The sequence below is a fragment of the Bacteroides sp. D1 genome, assembly GCF_000157095.2.
Classification (GTDB): Bacteria; Bacteroidota; Bacteroidia; order Bacteroidales; family Bacteroidaceae; genus Bacteroides; species Bacteroides xylanisolvens.
The window spans coordinates 175,173-194,995 of sequence record NZ_JH114343.1 but is presented as its reverse complement, the minus strand read 5'-3'; the positions used below and the strand labels follow the sequence as shown (position 1 = coordinate 194,995).

Genomic DNA, 19,823 nt, shown 5'->3' with positions numbered 1-19,823 from the left:
GGGATTAGCGGTTCAAACATCACTAATCCCTCTTTTTTATCAATAAAACAAATGCCATTTCCCTAATGTCAGGACAACAATCGAAAACATATCCTAAGACATTATATACATTTTCAGCTTATTTCCCCCTGACTATCTTCTTTATATCATTCAGTTTATTCAGCGCTTCAATAGGAGTAAGATTATTCACATCAAGATTCAATATCTCATCACGAATCTGACAGAGAATCGGATCGTCCAACTGGAAGAAGCTTAACTGCATACCTCCACGATTCTCGCTCACTTCTGCCAACGGTTTACCTGCTATGCCCTGTTGGCGATTATCAGATTCAAGCTGTTTCAATATCTCATTTGCACGTTTCACAATGCTTTTCGGCATACCGGCCATCTTTGCCACATGAATACCGAAAGAGTGTTCACTACCGCCACGTTCCAGTTTACGAAGGAAGATTACTTTATTATCAACTTCTTTCACCGATACATTATAATTCTTGATGCGCTTGAAAGATTTCTCCATCTCATTCAATTCATGATAATGCGTAGCAAATAATGTACGTGCTTTTGCTTTCGGATGTTCATGGATATACTCTACAATTGCCCAGGCAATGGAAATACCATCATAAGTAGAAGTACCACGACCCAATTCGTCAAATAATACCAGACTCCGGGAAGAAACATTATTCAGGATATCAGCCGCTTCATTCATCTCTACCATAAATGTAGATTCACCGACTGATATATTATCGCTCGCTCCTACACGGGTAAATATCTTATCAACTAAACCGATATGCGCACTTTCCGCAGGAACAAACGAGCCGATTTGAGCCAATAGCGTAATCAACGCCGTCTGACGCAAGAGTGCCGACTTACCGGCCATGTTCGGACCTGTAATAATAATAATCTGCTGTGTATCGCTGTCCAGCATTACATCATTGGCAATATACTTCTCACCTATCGGAAGTTGTTTTTCTATTACTGGGTGACGTCCCTGACGAATATCCAATACGTCATTATCTTCAATAATCGGACGGATATAACGATTCTCACGAGCCACATTGGCAAATGACAACAGACAGTCCAAACGTGCAATCTGATTCGCATTAATCTGTATCTGTGGAATAAATTCCATCAATGCCTGTACTAAGTCTGTATATAGCTGCGTTTCCAGAACCAGAATCTTATCCTCCGCTCCCAAAATCTTCTCTTCGTATTCTTTCAGTTCCTGCGTGATATAACGCTCTGCGTTGACCAACGTCTGTTTGCGAATCCATTCGGGTGGAACCTTATCCTTATGCACATTACGGACTTCGATATAATAACCGAATACATTATTATAAGCTACTTTCAAGCTCGGAATACCCGTCTCTTCGCTCTCCCGCTGTTGTATCTTTAGCAGATAATCTTTTCCTGAATAGGAGATTTGCCGCAATTCATCCAAGTCTGCGTTCACACCGTCCTGAATCACTCCACCTTTATTTATCAGTAAAGGAGGATCATTTTTAATCTCTTTGGCAATCCGGTCACGAATAGAAATACAAAGATTCAACTGTTCGCCAATGCGATTCAAGCTCGCATTATCAGCTTCCATACATGCCTGTTTTATCGGCTCAATTGCTTGCAAGGCAACTTTCAACTGAACGACTTCACGAGGCGACACACGTCCTACAGCCACTTTGGAAATAATACGTTCCAAATCTCCTATTAAATGCAACTGTTCTTCAATCAGTTCCTTAAAATCAGGTTGGCGGAAGAAATATTCCACTACATTCAAGCGTTCATTGATCGGTTTCTCATCCTTTAAGGGAAAAACCATCCAGCGTTTCAACAGACGAGCTCCCATTGGGCTGATCGTTCTGTCGATCACATTGAGCAGGCTACTTCCGCCATCATTCATATTACCAATCAACTCAAGGCTACGCACCGTGAACTTATCCAGACGGACGTATTTATCTTCTTCAATACGTGCCAATGAAGTGATGTGACCAATCTGCGTATGCTGCGTCATCGTCAAATACTGCAGGATAGCACCGGAAGCAATGATACCGTTTTTCAAGTGCTCCACTCCGAAACCTTTCAGATTCTTCGTTTCAAAGTGTTTCAGCAGTTTCTCACGGGCAGTCGTTTCTGTAAATACCCAGTCGTCCAGCTCGAATGTGAAGAACTTGTTACCGAAATTACCTTCAAACATCAGGCGTTTGCCACGTTCAAAAAGAATCTCTTTAGGGGCAAAGTTATTCAACAGCTTATCTATATAATCAAAAGGTCCTTCTGCGGTAAGGAATTCACCGGTAGAAATATCGAGAAAAGCAACTCCACAGGAAGCCTTTCCGAAATGAACGGCAGCCAGGAAGTTATTCTCTTTATAGTTCAGAACATTATCATTGATAGAAACACCGGGAGTAACCAATTCGGTAATACCACGCTTCACCAGCTTCTTCGTCATTTTGGGGTCTTCGAGCTGGTCGCAGATAGCGACACGTTTTCCAGCGCGAACCAGTTTCGGAAGATAGGTATCAAGGGCATGATGAGGAAAACCTGCCATCTCAATAGTTTTTCCTTTCCCATTGGCACGTTTTGTCAGTGTGATCCCTAAAATTTCGGCTGCAACGATGGCATCCGTAGAATATGTTTCATAAAAGTCACCGCAACGAAACAGCATCACTGCATCCGGATGTTTTGCCTTCAAATCCAGAAACTGTTTCATCATCGGGGTGAGGACGATCTCTTCTTCGTTCACGGGTGTCTCCTTTTCTTCTTTATTGAGTGCATAATGTGATTATCCTTGCAAAGATAACGGTTTTTCGGCAGAGAATCAACGGTATGCTCCGATTCAATTTTCAAAATTAATGTTACATACCTTGAAATAAGGAGGACTGATTTCTTAACAAGTAGGGAAAAACTATTAAAACGTGTTATAAAACATGCTATTTTTCTTGGATAATTTGCTAATTTCCCAAGAGTCCGTATCTTTGCAATGTGTTTTTCATAGTATTAGATTTAAGGTTAACAAAGGTTGGAGCAAGGCGTTGCTCCTTTTTTTATGCCTATACGCTTCGTCCCTATTTGATATAAACCAGCAGAACTCTCTCTTTTTCAATCATCAGATTCTTTTGGCCAACCTGAAATCCTAGAGATTCGGTTCAGAGCAGCCCCACCTTTAAAAATAGATTCATTCCGGTGCTCTAATGAACTAAACTAAACAGTAGCTTCCAATAGCCAGTAATAGATAACCTGTTTTAATACTGTATTTAGTTTTTCATAATACTTAATTATTAAATTAAAAAATACAGTCACTAGTGTCCCGTTAAAATCGGGACGAGTTATTAATTAATCAAATAATCCCGGAATAAGGGGATTAAATTGTTCTTTGACATCATTGAAATTAGTCTTATTAAACAGCTCTTGTAAAGGCGTTTTATCTGTTAATGAGATGCTAAGAATCTGCAAGACCTCATAAGTTGAACGATTCAGTTGCATATCATATTGTACAATAGCTACTAAACAATAGGTGATGATAGCAACACTAATCTGTATTCGAACCGCATTCTCGGTAGTACCCCAGAACCTTTTTATCTTAAGGTGTTGTTTCAGCCATTTGAAGAAAAGTTCCACGAACCATCTTTTCTTATAAAGATTGGCAATATCAAGTGCAGATATGTGTTTGGCATTCGTCAGGAATGTGAATTCACGATCATCCTCTTTATCATAGAAACGGATGACTCTGAATGATTCAGGATACTTCTTTTCAGAAGTGTACCCTATCAGTTTCACTTCCGCATCTGAAAGGATATTCTTCGGCATTCTACGCTTCCATTTACAGAACTTGCATTTCAGATTAGACTTCGCTCTGACTACAAAGAAAGAACCTGTAAGATGAATCCGATAAAGTTCTTTAAACGAGTCATACGCTCTATCAAATATATAATAAGCATTTGGCTCATAATTAATTGCGGACATTTCTGTTGAATCATGCCTGGATGCTGTAGTTACTGTATAAAAGGCTGGAAGTTGTGCTTCTATGTCATAAAGGACATGAGCCTTAACTCCACCTTTTTTCTTACGGAACTTCGCCCAAGGGAATGTAGCCAAACATAAAGGAATCGTAGTGGAATCAAACGCATACTTCCTTCCTGGAATATCCAAGATGTGAGTCGATCGTTTTTCACATGCTTCCTTCATCATATAGAAAGCAAAATCTTCGAAGATTCTGTAATCCCGATTCTGATTGGCAGATGCAAGCGTAGTTTTGGCAATGGGCTCACGACCCAATCCCAAATGATAACGCTTTCCTTGATGTGCTTCCAAAGCTACAATCAAGTCACGAAGACTTTCACGATTACTGAGTTGACCGAACATCATTGCAAGTAACTGACTCCAGCAAGTGAAATGTTTCACATAACGATTGCCATCATACTTGTCTACAAGTCTTCTGAACTTATCATTGTTCAAGAATTCTACTAACTGAGCGAAAACATATTTATCTTGGTTCATTTGAGGTCACCTTAATTGAACTCAAAGGTATGATTTCAAATCGTCGCGCCTAAAAAGTAGTATCTAATAGACTATATTTCAATTATTTCAAAGAACTATTTATCCACTTTTACGGGACAGTAATGACCGTAGTTATATGAAAAAGATATTCAAACATACTCTTCCTGCACTCATCGCATGCCTGATGATGCTGGCTGCCTGTTCGGATTGGACTGAACCGGAAAGTATCACTCTTCGTTACCCTTCCATCCAAGAGCAGAATCCAGCACTATATACCCAATACTTGAAGTCACTCAACGACTTCAAGTCTAGTGAGCATGCTATTGTCATTGTTTCCATGAATAATCTTAGCACTGCTCCTGCTAATCAGAGCCAACATCTCACGGCACTGCCTGACAGTATAGATTATATCTGCCTAAACAACATCTTCGACGTGAACGAGATGCATATCACCGAAATGGATGAAGTCCGCAAAAAAGGAACAAAAGTATTAGGGCTGATCAACTTTGACGCCATTGAAAGTGCATGGCAAGCCATTCTTGAAAAAGAGGCGGAAGATGCCTCCAACACAGAAACTTCAGAGAAGGAAAACGAACTAGAGAGCGAAAATGAAACACCAGATGAAGATCCGGCTATTGTCAACGCACGGCGTTTCATCGAATACTGTAAAGAAGAAACAGCCCGGCAATTGGATGCCATCAATGCACTGGGAACAGACGGTATAGTGATTAACTTCACCGGCTTCGACCTCAACTCCCTGTTACAGGATGAAGAAAAGACAGCTGCCGAAACAGCACGCCAAGGCGCATTCTTCAACTTATTGACAGAATGGAAAGCCGCCCATGCAGGAAAAGAGATTGTCTTCAAAGGAAGTCCGCAGAACGTCATCGGTAAAGAGATATTGGTAGAAAGCAAGTATATCATTGTCAACGCCCACAGTGCCAAAAATTTCTACGAAATGTCTTATCTCGTACTGATGGCATCCGCCAAAGGCGTACCGACCGACCGCTTTATTATAGGAGTAACCACTCCATATCTCAGCAACATGGGTGACCAATATGGTGTGGTGGATGGGAGATCTGCCATCGTTGCCGCTGCCGAATGGACGCTGCAAGAAGTACCCGATTATATAAAAGCCGGAATCTCTGTGGATGGAGTAGAGCAGGATTATTTCAATCCCGCAAAAATATACCCCAACGTCAGAGAAGCAATTAATATCCTTAGTCCAACCGCTAAATAAAAAACAAGTTATGAAACTGAATAAATTAATAATGATGATGTTCATCGCTTTCTCCATCACCTTGACCGGATGTCAGAGTAATGAAGACGAACAGCATTACGACAATAAACTTTTCCTTTCCACAACAGCCTTCACTCAGGAAATCCTGTTCAAGGCAGGAGACACCAATATAGTAAAAGGACTTTCGGTGGAAATAGCCAAACCGGAAGCACATGATATCAAAGTAACAATGGCACCGGCACCGGAATTACTGGATACCTACCGGAGTGCATATTACGACGACGCAGCCATACTACTTCCCGAAACACATTATGTAATGGAAGAGAACAAAGTGACCATTAAAGCCGGTGCTGTTTCCAGCAACATACTACCTATTCAATTTATCAATACAGGAGAACTGGACGCAGACCTTACTTATGTATTGCCTGTCACCATCCAGTCTGCCGAAGGAATCGAAGTACTGCAAAGCGCTAAGAATTATTACTATGTGTTTCATGGAGCCTCACTTATCAACGTAGTGTGCAACCTAAACGAAAATCGTGCCTATCCGGACTTCAACAATGATGCAAGATTCAATAATATGAAAGAAAATACACTGGAGCTACTCTTTAAAGCCTCTCAGCTCAAAAATGAGATAAGCACACTGATGGGTATCGAAGGCAAGTATCTACTTCGTATCGGCGATGCAGGCGTACCTTCCAACCAGCTTCAACTCGCTACCTCTAACGGCAATCTTACCAATTCCGACCTACAGTTTGACGGCAACAAATGGTATCACGTGGCTGTCACCTTCAAGGAAGGAGAGGCAAAGATATATATTGACGGAATAGAAAAAGCCTCAAAAAATTTCTCAAGATTGAAGACAGTCAGCTTAGGAACCAAACATTCGGACGAAAGCGGTGGACAAGCACGCTGTTTCTGGATTGGATATTCTTACAATGAACAACGTTTCTTCAACGGTTCAGTAGCCGAAGTGCGTATTTGGAACCGTGCTCTTACAGCCGAAGAAATTCAAGCTGTCAATCATTTCTATACAGCAGATCCTGCCTCGGAAGGCTTGATAGCATACTGGAAATTTGATGAAGGCGAAGGACAAACAGTGAAAGACCACAGCGCAAGCGGGTATAACTTGACCATCGAGAATCTTCCAAAATGGGAATTCGTTACCTTACCCGAAAAATAACCTGTTACCTCTTTACAAATAATCTTTTAACAGAATATGAATATGATAAACCACATTAAATATGCTTTTTTGCCATTGGCAGTATTTACCGCAGGGCTTTTTACATCCTGTGATGAAGAACTTGAATTTACAGCAGATGAAAGCGCTTATCTTTCTGCCACACAAATCAACGGCATGTTGCTTGATGCAGCCACTAACAAGAATAACTCAATAGTGGAACTGCGCAATGACGAACAATCAACTGATATTGTATTCCGTCTTTCTAAACAACCGAAAACGGGAGTAGATGTAACGATTACCGTAGACGAATCCTATGTAACCACCTACAATGCCATTCACAATACGGATTTCGAAATGTTTCCTGCAGAAAATGTAACAATCACCAACAACGGTGCTTATCTGCTCGCACCGGATGACACGACAATTCCCGGTCTGAAAGTAACACTTACTGCTTTTGAAGGCATGGAAGAAGATAAAACGTACATCGTCCCATTGTCTGCAACTTCACCGACCAAAAGTATCTCATTTTCCGAAATGTCCAAACATATGGTATTGTTAGTACAGGATTGTCGTCATAAAGCCAATCATGACAAAGGAGAAGATGCTGTAAAAACTGTAATTTACTTTGAAGTGAATGATGCAAATCCTCTTAATGCATTAGAATTCAAAACAGCCAGTGGCAAATATTTCTTTGATGACGTAGTTCTTTTTGCAGCCAATATAAACTGGGATGCAAAAAAACAACGAGTATATATATCTAACAACGATAATGTACAATTCCTACTCGACCACAATGATGAGTATCTCCAACCACTCCGCAAAGCTGGCATGAGGGTTATCATCAGCATCCTGGGAAATCATGATCAAGCAGGCGTAGCCCAACTTTCTGAAATGGGAGCCAAAGAGTTTGCCCGTGAAATAGCCGCTTATTGTCGTGGATATAACTTGGACGGTGTAGCTTTTGACGATGAATATTCGAATGATCCGGTGCTTTCCAATCCTTGGCTGGCGGAACAGTCTGTAGAAGCTGGTTCCCGCTTAATGTATGAATGTAAGAAAGCTATGCCGGAAAAGATTGTATCATTATATAGTTTGGGAAGTTTATATGCCGATGAACTAAAAATTATCGATGGAGTAGAACCCGGACAATATTGCGACTATTCCGTAGCAGATTATGGAAGATCAGAAGATCCGGGCATAGGCATGACATTGAAACAATGTGCAGGTATGTCTATTGAGCTCTTTCGGGATAGAGGAGATACAAGTACCAGCACTGCACGTTCCAAAAAGAATAAAGGATATGGTTACTATATGTTTTTCTCTCCCACTCCTCCTAAATACATTTCGGACGAAGAGAAAAAAGACCAGCTAAAATATTGCGAAAATGTTTGCTTAGGATTGTATGATGAGAGCCTTATACGTCCAAGTTATTATTATCCCAAAAACAGTACTGTTCGTACGGCACGCTAATATATTACTCTTTTAACGCTTAAATAAAATACATAAAATGAATCTATTAAAAAGAATATCGATAGTATTGTCAGCAACCCTCTTTCTGTGGGGTTGCTCTGATAGCGACGAACCGGTAAATGAAATGAATGACTCGCTTTCATTATCAACAAATGAAATAAAAATAAACGGTTTAGGAGGCGAAGTTGCCGTAACCGTCACAAGTTCGGACGACTGGAGATTAGCAGGCACATACGACTGGGCACACCCATCAGCTACATCAGGAAAAAGTGGAGACGAAGTTACATTCACCATTGATCCCAACTCGTTGGATGAAATCCGCACTGCAACTTTCAAATTCTTCGTTGGTTCTACAGTAGTCCCCCTACAAGTGGAATGTTCCCCAGTATATGCTGTAGACTTACTAACCGAACAAAAAATCGATTTGCCCCGAAAGAAAAGTGATGTGTCTATCAAGTTTGAAAGTAATGTTTCCGATCTTACCATTACTTACAGCGATGACAGCAAGGAGTGGCTGACATTAGAAAAACAAAGCGAATTTATCGGTAAAACAACACTATTGTTCTCCGTTGCCGAAAACGAAACATACAAAATTCGTTCAGCCGACGTTACTTTGGAAAGTCCGCTTCTTGACGAACCGATAGTAGTAAATATCACACAAGCCTGTGTACCTTACTTTACAATCACCCCGTCAGAGACATCGCAGAAATATGATTTATCGGAACAAACTATTTCCTTCACGGTAGAAAGCAATCTTGAGTATACGCCTTCAGTTGTAAGCGGCGCAGAATGGATTACCAATCAAACGATTTCCAAGCAGCAAACAGATGACAGAGGTATAACAACCAGCACATTATCCTACAAACTTTTGGCTGCTTCAAATGCAAGAGTCGGTTCTGTCCGTGTGGAAAACAGTTTGAAAAATGCAGAAATCAGTATCATCCAAGCAGATCCGAATACACCAGTTGCATCTATTTCAAACTGGGTTATCGCAGAATATGCCGAAACAAACGGATGGCTGGTGAGATTAGCCGGCAATGAATACATCATTACAGAAGACGGAATGAAGGCAACCGAATTTGCCTGTACAAAAACGGTAAATGACCTCAACGGATTGGAATATTTCCCCAACCTGACTACCATACAGATAAAAGGTAGCAGTGATTTAGAAAAAGTAGACATATCCAAGTTGCATAAAGTAACGTCACTGACAATTACAAATACTGCCACTATTTATATAAAAGAATTCAATTTTGGAGATAATCCGATCACTTCATTTGATTTATTATCCGCCAGATATTTCGGTTCCGGTTGTGAAGATTTAGTGTTTATCAGTGACAACCTCCAAGCAATCAACATGAAAGTACAACGTCCAGGTAGCGATTATGTCGAACGTATTGACCTGACTCAATGTCCGGTATTGCATACTTTCAAATTTAATGGAGAATATGTAGAGACTCTTTACCTAAAGCCTGACCAAACTATCCCAAACTTGGAACTTGCTACCAAATACAAAATTGAACGTAAATGATTTAACGAACAGTTTTCAATAGGTATAAATCATAAAGGCTGCCAATAAAGACATCCATGCCAATCCTTATGAATATAAGGAAAAACCGCAATATTAAAGTAAGCAGACATTAATATTGCGGTTTTCATTTTTTAATTGACGTGATAATAAATCTTACTATCTATACACATATTTCAACCAGTATTCAAATGCAGGATCTTGAATTTCAATGATATTTCCAGACAATACATCAATTAAATCCTTTTCCAATGTTGCCTTACGCAAATTTTTAATATTGGCAGATGTACCCAATTTATATTTAGTCAATACTTCTTTTGATGAAAAATTAGAAACGCTGTCGGCTACTGCAAGCAAAAAATTAATTTGTTTGGGTGTCAATGAATCAACAACATTAGCAAATAACAGACTCAATTGAGCAATCAAGCTATTAAAAGCCTCTTCAACAATTTCTTTCGTACAACCATTATCCGGCGTACGAAACCAAACTTGTTGACTTAATTGTTGAGTATAGTAAGGATGATTTTTCATCTTATCGGCAATAAGTCCTGCCAATTCTGTTGAGATCTGTTTTCCCGTATCAGCGAAACGTTCAGAAATAAAAGTAACCCACTCCGCATGTTCTATCTTTGAAAGAAAAAGAATATCACCAAATTTATAAAATGGCATACCATAGTTATTAAATATATTCAGCAACATATGCCGCTTACTACCATACAAACAATAACAAACTGAAGTATGCTTTTGCCAATGGGAACGCAGTTTACGTTGAAAAGCCAATGGCTCTTCATACTCATTGATATTTTGAAACTCGTCAATACAAACAACAATCCTTTTTTTCGTATCATTAGCAATCACCTGAGGCAAATCCAAAATTTCATCATAAGACAAACGACTGTCCTTAAAATCAATACCAAACGAAAGTTCATAAGTTTGAGTTGCATCAGATATAGAAACTATAGGAGCCAGTCGTCCCAAGTATTTCTTTACCCCACCGACAAATTCTTCCCAAACAGTAGTGGTAGATTTTAATAAAGAATTTGCAAAAACAGTATAAAACTCTTCTTCTGTACGACAATTAAAAATATCAACCTGACAAATGATGACATTCTTTTCTTCCTCAGATATCAATTTAGCGACTTTATGCACCAAAGACGTCTTTCCCCAACGGCGAGGAGATATAATAACAGTATTTATCAGCCCTTTAAAGTTTTTCTTTAAGAACTCTGTTTCATTCCTACGATTCGTAAAATTCTCGTTTTCAGCTATTCGCCCATATAAGAAAGGAGTTTCCATATTCATCTGTTTTGATGCAAAAATAGGAATAAAGTATGAAATCAACAAATATGAAATCAATTGATTTCAAACTTACTGATTTCATACTTTATATTCCAACCATCTATTCCACCTGCTCTTTCGGATAATTCACCAAATACAATGTCTTCGTCGCCCGAGTAAAAGCTGTATACAACCACCGGAAATAATCCGGAGTCAAATACTCATCCGTCATATACCCCTGATCTAAAAATACATTCTGCCACTGTCCGCCTTGCGCTTTATGACAGGTTATTGCATATGCATATTTCACCTGCAAAGCATTGTAATGCGGATCGGCTTTCATCTTTTTCATCCGGTCTCTTTTGTTTGGAATATCTATATAATCCTCAAGTACCGTATAGAACAATCGGTCATTGTCTTCTTTCGGCAATGCGGGTGAGTCCGAATGCAAAGTATCCAATAATAGATTCGCATCCAATTCAAAATCATTCTGGTCAGGAAAGCGGAGAGTAACTTCGGCAAAACGAAAACCGTATATTTCACGAGTTCGACGAACACGTCGGACAACTGCAATTTCTCCATTAGCGATAAAATCCATCTCCTTATATTTCTCTGTCCAATAGTAATTATTTTTGGCTATCATCAACATATCTCCTGTGTTCAATTCATCTTCACGCCAAAGAATTTGTGCACGTATTCCATTATTATATAAGTTCGCACGTTTATTAGATCGACAGACAACAATCGTTTCATCCATACCATCATGATCGTAACAATTAGTCAGTTCTTCTATCAGTTCAATTCCGGGTACCAGTTTAATATCAGGAAAACCTGTTATTTTTATCTTAGGTAAAGAATAACAATCATCCTCCGCTATCAGTTGCCTCAACTGCGTGGCATTCCACAATATTCCGGATTCTTGCACCTGGCGAACCACTTGGGTAAGATCAATCTCACGTACTTCAAGTCCATAACCTTTCAATGCATCAGCAAAAAGCGCAGGACTCAACTCCTCACCTACCGGGGGAAGCTGTGCTGTATCTCCCATCAACAAAAGTCGGCAACCTTGTCCCGAATACACAAATTGCACCAAATCATCCAATAAACGTCCTGTTCCAAACATACTGCCCGACAGTCCTTCGTTTGAAATCATGGAAGCCTCGTCGACAATAAACAATGTATTGGTAGCTAAATTATCATTGATCGAAAAATTACTAAGCTCATTAGAAAAAGATTGTTGTCTATATATTTTTTTATGAATAGTAAAAGCCGGATGTCCTGCATACGCTGAAAAAACTTTTGCCGCACGTCCTGTAGGAGCCAACAATACAGATTTCTGCAGCAGCTGATCCATCGTTTTCACCAATGCCCCTACCAACGATGTTTTACCAGTACCAGCATAGCCTCTTAAGATAAAGACTTCATCTGCCAGTGTGGACAGCAGAAACTCTGAAAGAGATTTTACAGCAATTTCCTGCTCTAAAGTTGGCTGATAAGGAAAATTTTCCTTAATTTGCCTTTCTAAATAGTTATTTATCATTTTTGTACGAGAAAAAAGTTCGAGGAACTATCGTATTTAAATTTATTTATTCTATTTTTGCGATGCGAATATAACAACTAAAAACATAATTTATCATGAAAACAGTATTTAATATTGTATTGGTGCTTTGTGCTGCTGCACTGATTTACATCTGTTACACCAGCATTATGGGTCCTATCAATTTTGAAAACGCAAAAAAAGAAAGAGAAAAAGCAGTCATTGCCCGTTTGATCGACATCCGTAAGGCACAGCAGGAATACCGTTCGCTGCACCGCGGAATGTATGCACCCAAATTAGACACACTGATTGATTTCGTTAAAAATCAAAAATTGCCGTTCGTTATGAAGATGGGAATGTTAACTGACAAGCAATTGGAAGATGGACTGACTGAAAAGAAAGCCATGGCTATCATCGAAAAAGCAAAGAAAACCGGCAGATACGATGAAGTTAAGAAATGGGGACTTGAAAACTTCAAACGTGACACTATGTGGGTAGCTGTATTGGATACTATCTATCCCAAAGGATTCAATGCCGACTCTATGAAATATATTCCTCACGGAAATGGTGCTCAATTCGAAATGAACGTGAAAAATGACACTGCCAAGTCTGGTGCTCCGGTATATTTGTTCGAAGTGAAAGCTCCATACGAAACTTATTTGAGCGGACTTGACAAACAAGAAATCATCAACCTAAAAGACCTGGATTCTAAACTAGGCAAATATAGCGGCTTGATGGTAGGTTCTATCGATACTCCAAACAATGGTGCTGGTAACTGGGAATAATGATTGATTTTACTAAATCAAAACAATATACTTTATCCATCCGTCTTAGTACGGATGGATTTTCTTTTTCTATCTATAACCCGATTCATGACGATTCGCTTTCAATAATAGAGAAAGAGATAAATGCGTCTTCATCCCTTACAGCAAATCTAAAAACACTCTTTCACGAATCGGATTTCCTCAATCATCCTTACAAACGAGTAAACATTATGATGGCAGGCAAGCGTTTTACGATTGCGCCATTAGAATTGTTTGAAGAGGAACAGGCGGAACTTCTGTTTTATCATAATCATCAGAAAAAAGAAAACGAAACGGTGCTCTATAATATTCTAAGAAAGAATAATGTAGCTGTCATCTTCGGCATAGACAAAAGCGCACAGACCTTTTTGAATGAACAATATCCCGAAGCTCGTTTCTATTCTCAATCTACTCCATTCATCGATTATTTTTCTGTAAAAAGCAGATTGGGAAACAGTAAGAAGATGTATGCTTCTATACGCAAAGACGGCATTGACATCTATTGTTTTGAACGAGGACATCTGCTTCTGGCTAATTCCTTTGAATGTACGCACACAGAAGACCGTATTTACTATTTATTGTACGCCTGGAAACAACTGGAGTTTAATCAGGAACGGGATGAGTTACACCTAACCGGAATACTTCCGGAGAAAGACGTTTTAATGAGTGAATTGAAAAAGTTTATCCTACAGGTATTCATCATGAATCCTGCAACTAATATTGACATGCAAGCCTTATTAACATGCGAGTAATCAGCGGTATTTACAAACGAAGAAGATTTGACGTGCCTCGGACATTTAAAGCACGCCCTACGACAGATTTCGCCAAAGAAAATCTGTTTAATGTACTCAATAACTATATCGATTTTGAAGAAGGAATAACAGCTCTTGATTTGTTTGCCGGAACGGGAAGCATCAGTATCGAATTGGTATCCCGCGGATGCGACCGTGTTATCAGCATTGAGAAAGATCCTGCACATCACTCATTCATCTGCAAAATTATGAAAGAGGTGCAGACAGACAAATGTCTGCCGATACGCGGAGATGTATTCAAGTTTATCAAAAATGGCCGCGAACAGTTCGACTTCATCTTTGCCGATCCTCCCTACGCTTTAAAAGAGTTGGAAACAATACCCGAATTAATCTTTCAGAATAATCTTCTCAAAGAAGGAGGATTATTGGTACTGGAGCATGGAAAAGATAATAATTTCGAAGAAAATCCACATTTCCTTGAGAGAAGGGTGTATGGAAGTGTGAACTTCTCACTATTCAGATAAGATCCAAATACAATTTCATCCTTATTAAAGTAGCGGAGCCAATAAACGCACGATAGACTCCGCAGCTTTTTGTCTCCACGAACGTCTGCCCCAATTCTTCAAAAAGATCTGTGTACTTTCGCGCTGGTCCTGAAGAAATATTTCTTTCATTTCAAGGGCAGTTTCTACGTCATACATAAAAGCATTCACCTCAAAGTTATGCTCAAAGCTACGGAAGTCAACATTGGTAGAGCCTACAGTGGAAAGCATATCATCTGAAACCATCAGCTTAGAATGTAGAAAACCTTTCTTATAAAAATAGACCTTAACACCTGCCTGCATCACATCTGCCAAATAAGAACGCGATCCAAGATGAGTTATCCAGTTATCTGCACGTTCCGGTAACATCAAGCGTATATCCACCCCAGACAATGCTGCTGTTTGCATAGCTGCTAATATTGGTTCTGTAGGCAAAAAATAAGGTGTTTGCATATAGAAATATTTTTTTGCACCGGTAATGGCAACAGTCAATCCCTGCATGATTTCTTTCCATGGCCCGATAGGCTCACTCGTGACAATTTGCACTAAAGAACTTCCGCAAGAGTCAATCTTCGGAAAATAACGGGAAGCGGTTATCAACGTACGGTCTACAAAATACCAATCAAGCAAAAAAGCCGTTTGTAAACCATGCACTGCCTTGCCTTCCAACATGATATGCGTATCTCGCCAAATCCCCCAAGAAAAGCCACGCATATAACGTTCTGCCAGGTTCATTCCCCCAACGAAGCCCACGCGTCCGTCAATAACGACAATCTTTCTATGGTTGCGGTAATTCACCCTACTGGTAAATAAGGGAAAACGTACTTTCAAAAAGCTCCTGACTTCAATACCGGCATTGCGCATTTCTTCAAAAAAACGGTTAGGCACATGCCAGCAACCTACATCATCATAGATAACCCGTACTTCAACCCCGTGAGAAGCTTTTTCTATCAGCACATCCCTGACCATACGCCCGATAGCGTCATCTTCAAAGATGTAATATTCCATGTGGATATGCTGCTTCGCTTTTTGCAGTTCACGCAACAATGATTGAAGTTTGGTATATCCTTCGGTATAGACTGCCACACGGTTCCCCTCAAATGGAAACGCTTGATTCGTTTGCTGGAAAAGCTGAATAAGACGGGAGTATTCATAAGGAACGTCCGAACAATCCTGTGCGAGATATTCGGCCATTGGTTTCTTCAATAAGCGGTCGTAGCTTTTTTGCCCAATGATACGTTCGCGACGTTGACTCCGCCCAAAGAAAAAATAAAAGACAAGTCCGACAATAGGAAGGAAAAGTAATATGAGTATCCATGCCATGGTTTTAACCGGATTCCGGTTGTCAAGAATGATGATGACAATCGTACCGATAATGGCTCCAAAATAAAGAATATCAAAAGCCACTGTTGCTATCTGGCTAAGCATATAGTTCCAATCAATCATAGGAATCTCCTTTCATACGGATACTAAACAACAAATATAGAGTAAATTCTCGGATTAACAAAGAAGTCCCGGCAACAACATTGAATCGTTGTGCCGGGACTTCCTGTTTTTATTTAAACCTATTACTCTGCTTTAGTGTGGTCTGCCACCTCCAAAGCCACCACGCGGGCCACGAGGTCCACCACCATCAAAACCGCCATGACGCATATTGCCGCGAGCTTCTTTATTTCCAAAAACATTCAGACGATAAGAGAAACGAAGCATGCAGTAGCTATTAATTCCGTTATATTCAGAAACAGAACGCATATCGGCTGTTAACGAACGGCTGATATTAGATTGCTGCCGCAGAATATCATATACTTCAAAACTGATGGTTGCGGCATTGCCTTTCAGGAAGTTTTGGGCAATCTGTGCATTCCAAATAAGTTCATTCTTATTCATACTGGCATCACGATAACCACGACGAGCGTTATTAGTGATATTGGTAGACAACGTCATACTCCAAGGTAAAGAGATATTAGTACTTGCACCATAACCAAATGTATAGGGTTCTTGATTGTTTTCCGGACGCAGTTGATTTCGCTCAAAGTTATAGTTGATTGAACCATTCAAGGTAAATTCAAACCAGTCGTTACGGAAAGTTCCATTCAGATTCTCTCCGAAAGTCAGTGTCGTACTAGTGTTCTTGTCATTTATTTTAGTATCGTCATTAAAAAGATAAGAAACTGCATTGGTATAATTAGCACGGGAGAAAGAATTTATGGTAAACCGCTTGTCTCTCAATGCTGTATTGAATCCAAACATTCCCATCGCATTCCAGTTTCCGTTGATATTCTCCGGTTTAACAGTCACTCCACCAGTACTCTGATTATAAGTAGTGGCATTAGTAATGCTATTTTGAGTCATATTCAAGTTTACATGAGCCATCATGCCACGCTGTTTATCTGCATTATAAGTATTATAAAACAAACGCATAGAATGAGAGAAAGAAGGTTTCAATCCCGGATTACCCTTACGGATATTCAACGGATTAGAGTCATCAGTTACATCAAGCAAATTTTCCATACTCGGCTGGCTTGCACGTCCCCGATAGGTAAAGCGCAACTGGCTGACTTTAGAAAATCTGTAACGAAAATCAACGTTAGGAGCAAAATTGAACACATTTCTTTTTACTACAGTATCTACTTCGGCTTTCTTATAATCCAATCTGGTGTTCTGCGGTTGCAAAGATACTCCAAAGTTCAATCTATATTTCTCGCGGATAATATTTAGTCCTGCATTAATATCATGGTTATAATATTTATATTGAGCATACTTACTCAAATCTCTATCTTTATTCTCTTCATATCCTACAGGCAGGCCATCACCAAAATTCCAAAACCAATCCTGTCCTTTATCGGCATCAGGAATCAAGCTGTATGTACTTCTGTCACTTTCACTATATTTATATTGAAATTTATAGCGGAACTGTAAGAAGGTAGCTCTCGCTATCGGTTCGCTATAGGTCAGTTCGGCAGTATAATCATAATTTTTGGTTGGAGAAGTAGTATATTGTTTACGCTCATCATCTTCTTTTTTTGCATTATCATCAAAATAACGCGTCAATGATTCACTAAACTGTTCGCTGTCATTATCTCCATAACTAAATGTACCACGGAAAGTGATGTTTCGTCCCTGATTATTCAATCTACGATTCACTTGCAAAGAAGCATTTGCAGAGAGATTCTGCCCTTCAGATTTTGATTCACTATTACTGGCGTTGACACGAATAGCTTCTAAAGGATCATCCGTACTTCCCCAGAAAATCTTATTCAAAAACTCATTAGGATTAGACACCAAATTAAATGGATCTCCATTAAAAGTTCCCGATTCGGAAATAGAATAACTATTAGACTTTCCATAAGAAACGTTCGGACGGAAAATGATATTTGTCAATGTGTCCGGTTTCCACTCCAACCGAAAGTCTGCATTAAAGTTCGTATTCTTATTGCGGCCTTTACTGTTCGAATTTGAATAAGAATTTCCATTTTGCAGGAAACGTTCCGAGTAGTTTGTAGATGTTGCATCCCGATCACTGAAATTATAACGGGCACTACCTCCCAGTTCCAATTTTTCAGTCTGGGTAGCAAAGTTAGCCCCTAACATCTTGGTAGCAGTCAAACCATTGCTGTTCCGGAAACGAGGTCCGCCACCTCCACCGGAGAATCCCTGATCGTTCACATTATTAGCAGAACCGATTAAAGAGAATTGGCTATTATCGACAAAACGATTCAACATCAAGTTGCTTCCGTAACGATCTTCTGTACCACCGGCAACACTTGCATTACCAAACCAACCTTGATTCATACCTTTCTTCACTTTCAGGTCAAGAACAGTTTCTTCTTCTCCGTCATCTATTCCGGTAACACGTGCCAAATCAGACTTTTTATCGTACGTCTTCAGTTTGTCGATCATGTTGACCGGTAAGTTCTTCAATCCGGTTTTCACATCACCGCCAAAGAACTCTTTACCATCCACCATAATCTTCTTTACTTCTTTACCATTGATTTTGACGTTACCGTCATCGTCTATTTCTGCTCCCGGAAGTTTCTTCACCAACTCTTCGAGCATCGCCCCTTCGGGAGTACGGTAAGCTGTTGAGTTATATTCCAGCGTATCTTCTTTCACGACCACCTGCGGAGCTTCGGCAGTAATCACCGCTTCCTTCAGCATGACAGCATCAGGGTCCAATGTAATGGTTCCCAATTTTTTATCAGTGGCGTTAGCAGATAATTGTACCGGTACGAGCTTGGTTCGGAATCCAATATAGGAAACTTTCAACACATATTTTCCGGCTTTTACTTTGGGGAGAGTAAACCATCCCTGGTTACTACTGGCTATACCGGCGGCATAAGCACTATCAGGTAATGATAGCAATTGAACTGTAGCCTGCGCTGCGGGCTCTTTAGTATCGGATTCCACCACACGTCCCGAAACGGTAATAACCTTATTCTGTGCAAAAATTGAGAAGGTGCATAGCAACATCAGCACCAACCCTGCTGAAAATCTTTTCATTTACCTTATTTACGATTATATTAGTAGCAATAACAATGTCTTTTTGACAAATCGAATCGCAAAAGGTTTAATTGAAAAGAAAATTATCTTTTAAAGAATCGATCAACAAGCGCTTTTTTCAGACCAAACTCCAGACAAAGCACATTAAAAACCAGAAAAGTAAGGAAAGAGGAAGTATCGACGTTTATCACATCTCCTTGCATAACACGCCACAACATACCACCAAAGACGAACAAGAATGTCAAAAAGATAGCATTACGAACAGCCGAATTCCGGATTTGCTCCGTTTCACGGCTTTCATTCTTACTCAATGCAAAGATTATCAACAAGCATCCTGCCATCATCAACAACTTTGTACATTCTTTATAAAACAGCAAATTAGTATCAGTTACTACTCCCTGCATCACCAAAATAAAAGGGATAAACAGAGCTACCAACAAGACAACATATCCTAAAGGACGACAATATACAGGTAATAATGCTTTCATGATTAAACGTT

The 19,823-nt window shown here is 39.7% G+C and carries 14 protein-coding genes; 7 read left to right on the top strand and 7 right to left on the bottom strand.

The window, feature by feature from the left end; translation table 11 throughout:
• Positions 1–118: 118 nt before the first annotated feature.
• Both mutS and BSAG_RS10095 read right to left on the bottom strand, forming a co-directional pair.
• On the bottom strand, positions 119–2,707 hold the full coding sequence (gene mutS, locus BSAG_RS10085) for a DNA mismatch repair protein MutS (RefSeq protein WP_032811180.1): 2,589 nt from the start codon (positions 2,705–2,707) through the stop codon (positions 119–121).
• A 620-nt stretch (positions 2,708–3,327) separates the two neighbouring features.
• A complete protein-coding gene (locus BSAG_RS10095) occupies positions 3,328–4,491 on the bottom strand; it encodes an IS4 family transposase (protein ID WP_004313273.1) in 1,164 nt (387 codons plus the stop codon).
• Between the two features lie 136 nt (positions 4,492–4,627).
• Here BSAG_RS10095 and BSAG_RS10100 point away from each other — a divergent pair, with 136 nt between their 5' ends.
• From BSAG_RS10100 to BSAG_RS10115, 4 genes are read left to right on the top strand one after another with little or no spacing between them, the layout of a single operon-like run.
• Positions 4,628–5,731 carry a glycoside hydrolase family 18 gene (locus BSAG_RS10100; RefSeq protein ID WP_004314589.1) on the top strand — a complete coding sequence of 368 codons (1,104 nt, stop codon included), beginning with the start codon at positions 4,628–4,630 and terminating at the stop codon, positions 5,729–5,731.
• Positions 5,732–5,741: 10 nt separating this feature from the next.
• On the top strand, positions 5,742–6,914 hold the full coding sequence (locus BSAG_RS10105) for a DUF1735 and LamG domain-containing protein (RefSeq protein ID WP_004314590.1): 1,173 nt from the start codon (positions 5,742–5,744) through the stop codon (positions 6,912–6,914).
• A gap of 42 nt (positions 6,915–6,956) precedes the next feature.
• Entirely contained in the window at positions 6,957–8,384 is a 1,428-nt protein-coding gene (locus BSAG_RS10110) for a BT_3987 domain-containing protein (RefSeq protein ID WP_004314591.1), read from the top strand.
• A 37-nt stretch (positions 8,385–8,421) separates the two neighbouring features.
• Positions 8,422–9,915 carry a BACON domain-containing protein gene (locus BSAG_RS10115; protein ID WP_004314592.1) on the top strand — a complete coding sequence of 498 codons (1,494 nt, stop codon included), beginning with the start codon at positions 8,422–8,424 and terminating at the stop codon, positions 9,913–9,915.
• A 156-nt stretch (positions 9,916–10,071) separates the two neighbouring features.
• Here the strand turns inward: BSAG_RS10115 and BSAG_RS10120 are convergent, their stop codons facing one another.
• Positions 10,072–11,214 carry an AAA family ATPase gene (locus BSAG_RS10120; RefSeq protein WP_004314593.1) on the bottom strand — a complete coding sequence of 381 codons (1,143 nt, stop codon included), beginning with the start codon at positions 11,212–11,214 and terminating at the stop codon, positions 10,072–10,074.
• Positions 11,215–11,311: 97 nt separating this feature from the next.
• Positions 11,312–12,730 carry an ATP-dependent RecD-like DNA helicase gene (locus BSAG_RS10125; protein ID WP_004314594.1) on the bottom strand — a complete coding sequence of 473 codons (1,419 nt, stop codon included), beginning with the start codon at positions 12,728–12,730 and terminating at the stop codon, positions 11,312–11,314.
• 95 nt (positions 12,731–12,825) lie between these two features.
• On the opposite strand from BSAG_RS10125, the gene BSAG_RS10130 reads away from it, so the two are divergent.
• The 3 genes from BSAG_RS10130 to BSAG_RS10140 are packed head-to-tail and all read left to right on the top strand — an operon-like array spanning position 12,826 to position 14,806.
• On the top strand, positions 12,826–13,512 hold the full coding sequence (locus tag BSAG_RS10130; RefSeq protein ID WP_004301363.1) for a hypothetical protein: 687 nt from the start codon (positions 12,826–12,828) through the stop codon (positions 13,510–13,512).
• Complete coding sequence (locus tag BSAG_RS10135; protein WP_004311006.1) at positions 13,512–14,282, top strand: DUF3822 family protein; 771 nt, start codon at positions 13,512–13,514, stop codon at positions 14,280–14,282. Before BSAG_RS10130 ends, BSAG_RS10135 begins: the two co-directional genes overlap by 1 nt.
• Complete coding sequence (locus tag BSAG_RS10140; protein ID WP_004314595.1) at positions 14,273–14,806, top strand: RsmD family RNA methyltransferase; 534 nt, start codon at positions 14,273–14,275, stop codon at positions 14,804–14,806. Before BSAG_RS10135 ends, BSAG_RS10140 begins: the two co-directional genes overlap by 10 nt.
• A gap of 24 nt (positions 14,807–14,830) precedes the next feature.
• On the opposite strand, the gene cls is transcribed toward BSAG_RS10140, so the two are convergent.
• The 3 genes from cls to BSAG_RS10155 form a co-directional block, all read right to left on the bottom strand.
• Positions 14,831–16,270: a cardiolipin synthase gene (gene cls, locus BSAG_RS10145; protein ID WP_004314596.1), complete on the bottom strand. Its 1,440-nt coding sequence runs from the start codon at positions 16,268–16,270 to the stop codon at positions 14,831–14,833.
• 132 nt (positions 16,271–16,402) lie between these two features.
• Positions 16,403–19,324: a TonB-dependent receptor gene (locus BSAG_RS10150; RefSeq protein ID WP_004305411.1), complete on the bottom strand. Its 2,922-nt coding sequence runs from the start codon at positions 19,322–19,324 to the stop codon at positions 16,403–16,405.
• 83 nt (positions 19,325–19,407) lie between these two features.
• Complete coding sequence (locus BSAG_RS10155) at positions 19,408–19,812, bottom strand: hypothetical protein (protein WP_004305412.1); 405 nt, start codon at positions 19,810–19,812, stop codon at positions 19,408–19,410.
• Between the last annotated feature and the right edge of the window lie 11 nt (positions 19,813–19,823).

Bases quoted from the DNA above. Each gene is read 5' to 3' on its own strand.
- BSAG_RS10095 (WP_004313273.1), bottom strand. From the start codon at position 4,491: ATGAACCAAGATAAATATGTTTTCGCTCAGTTAGTAGAATTCTTGAAC.
- BSAG_RS10105 (WP_004314590.1), top strand. From the start codon at position 5,742: ATGAAACTGAATAAATTAATAATGATGATGTTCATCGCTTTCTCCATC.
- BSAG_RS10150 (WP_004305411.1), bottom strand. From the start codon at position 19,324: ATGAAAAGATTTTCAGCAGGGTTGGTGCTGATGTTGCTATGCACCTTC.
- cls (WP_004314596.1), bottom strand. From the start codon at position 16,270: ATGATTGATTGGAACTATATGCTTAGCCAGATAGCAACAGTGGCTTTT.
- BSAG_RS10135 (WP_004311006.1), top strand. From the start codon at position 13,512: ATGATTGATTTTACTAAATCAAAACAATATACTTTATCCATCCGTCTT.
- BSAG_RS10155 (WP_004305412.1), bottom strand. From the start codon at position 19,812: ATGAAAGCATTATTACCTGTATATTGTCGTCCTTTAGGATATGTTGTC.
- BSAG_RS10140 (WP_004314595.1), top strand. From the start codon at position 14,273: ATGCGAGTAATCAGCGGTATTTACAAACGAAGAAGATTTGACGTGCCT.
- BSAG_RS10115 (WP_004314592.1), top strand. From the start codon at position 8,422: ATGAATCTATTAAAAAGAATATCGATAGTATTGTCAGCAACCCTCTTT.
- BSAG_RS10125 (WP_004314594.1), bottom strand. From the start codon at position 12,730: ATGATAAATAACTATTTAGAAAGGCAAATTAAGGAAAATTTTCCTTAT.
- BSAG_RS10100 (WP_004314589.1), top strand. From the start codon at position 4,628: ATGAAAAAGATATTCAAACATACTCTTCCTGCACTCATCGCATGCCTG.
- BSAG_RS10110 (WP_004314591.1), top strand. From the start codon at position 6,957: ATGATAAACCACATTAAATATGCTTTTTTGCCATTGGCAGTATTTACC.
- BSAG_RS10120 (WP_004314593.1), bottom strand. From the start codon at position 11,214: ATGAATATGGAAACTCCTTTCTTATATGGGCGAATAGCTGAAAACGAG.
- BSAG_RS10130 (WP_004301363.1), top strand. From the start codon at position 12,826: ATGAAAACAGTATTTAATATTGTATTGGTGCTTTGTGCTGCTGCACTG.
- mutS (WP_032811180.1), bottom strand. From the start codon at position 2,707: ATGATGAAACAGTTTCTGGATTTGAAGGCAAAACATCCGGATGCAGTG.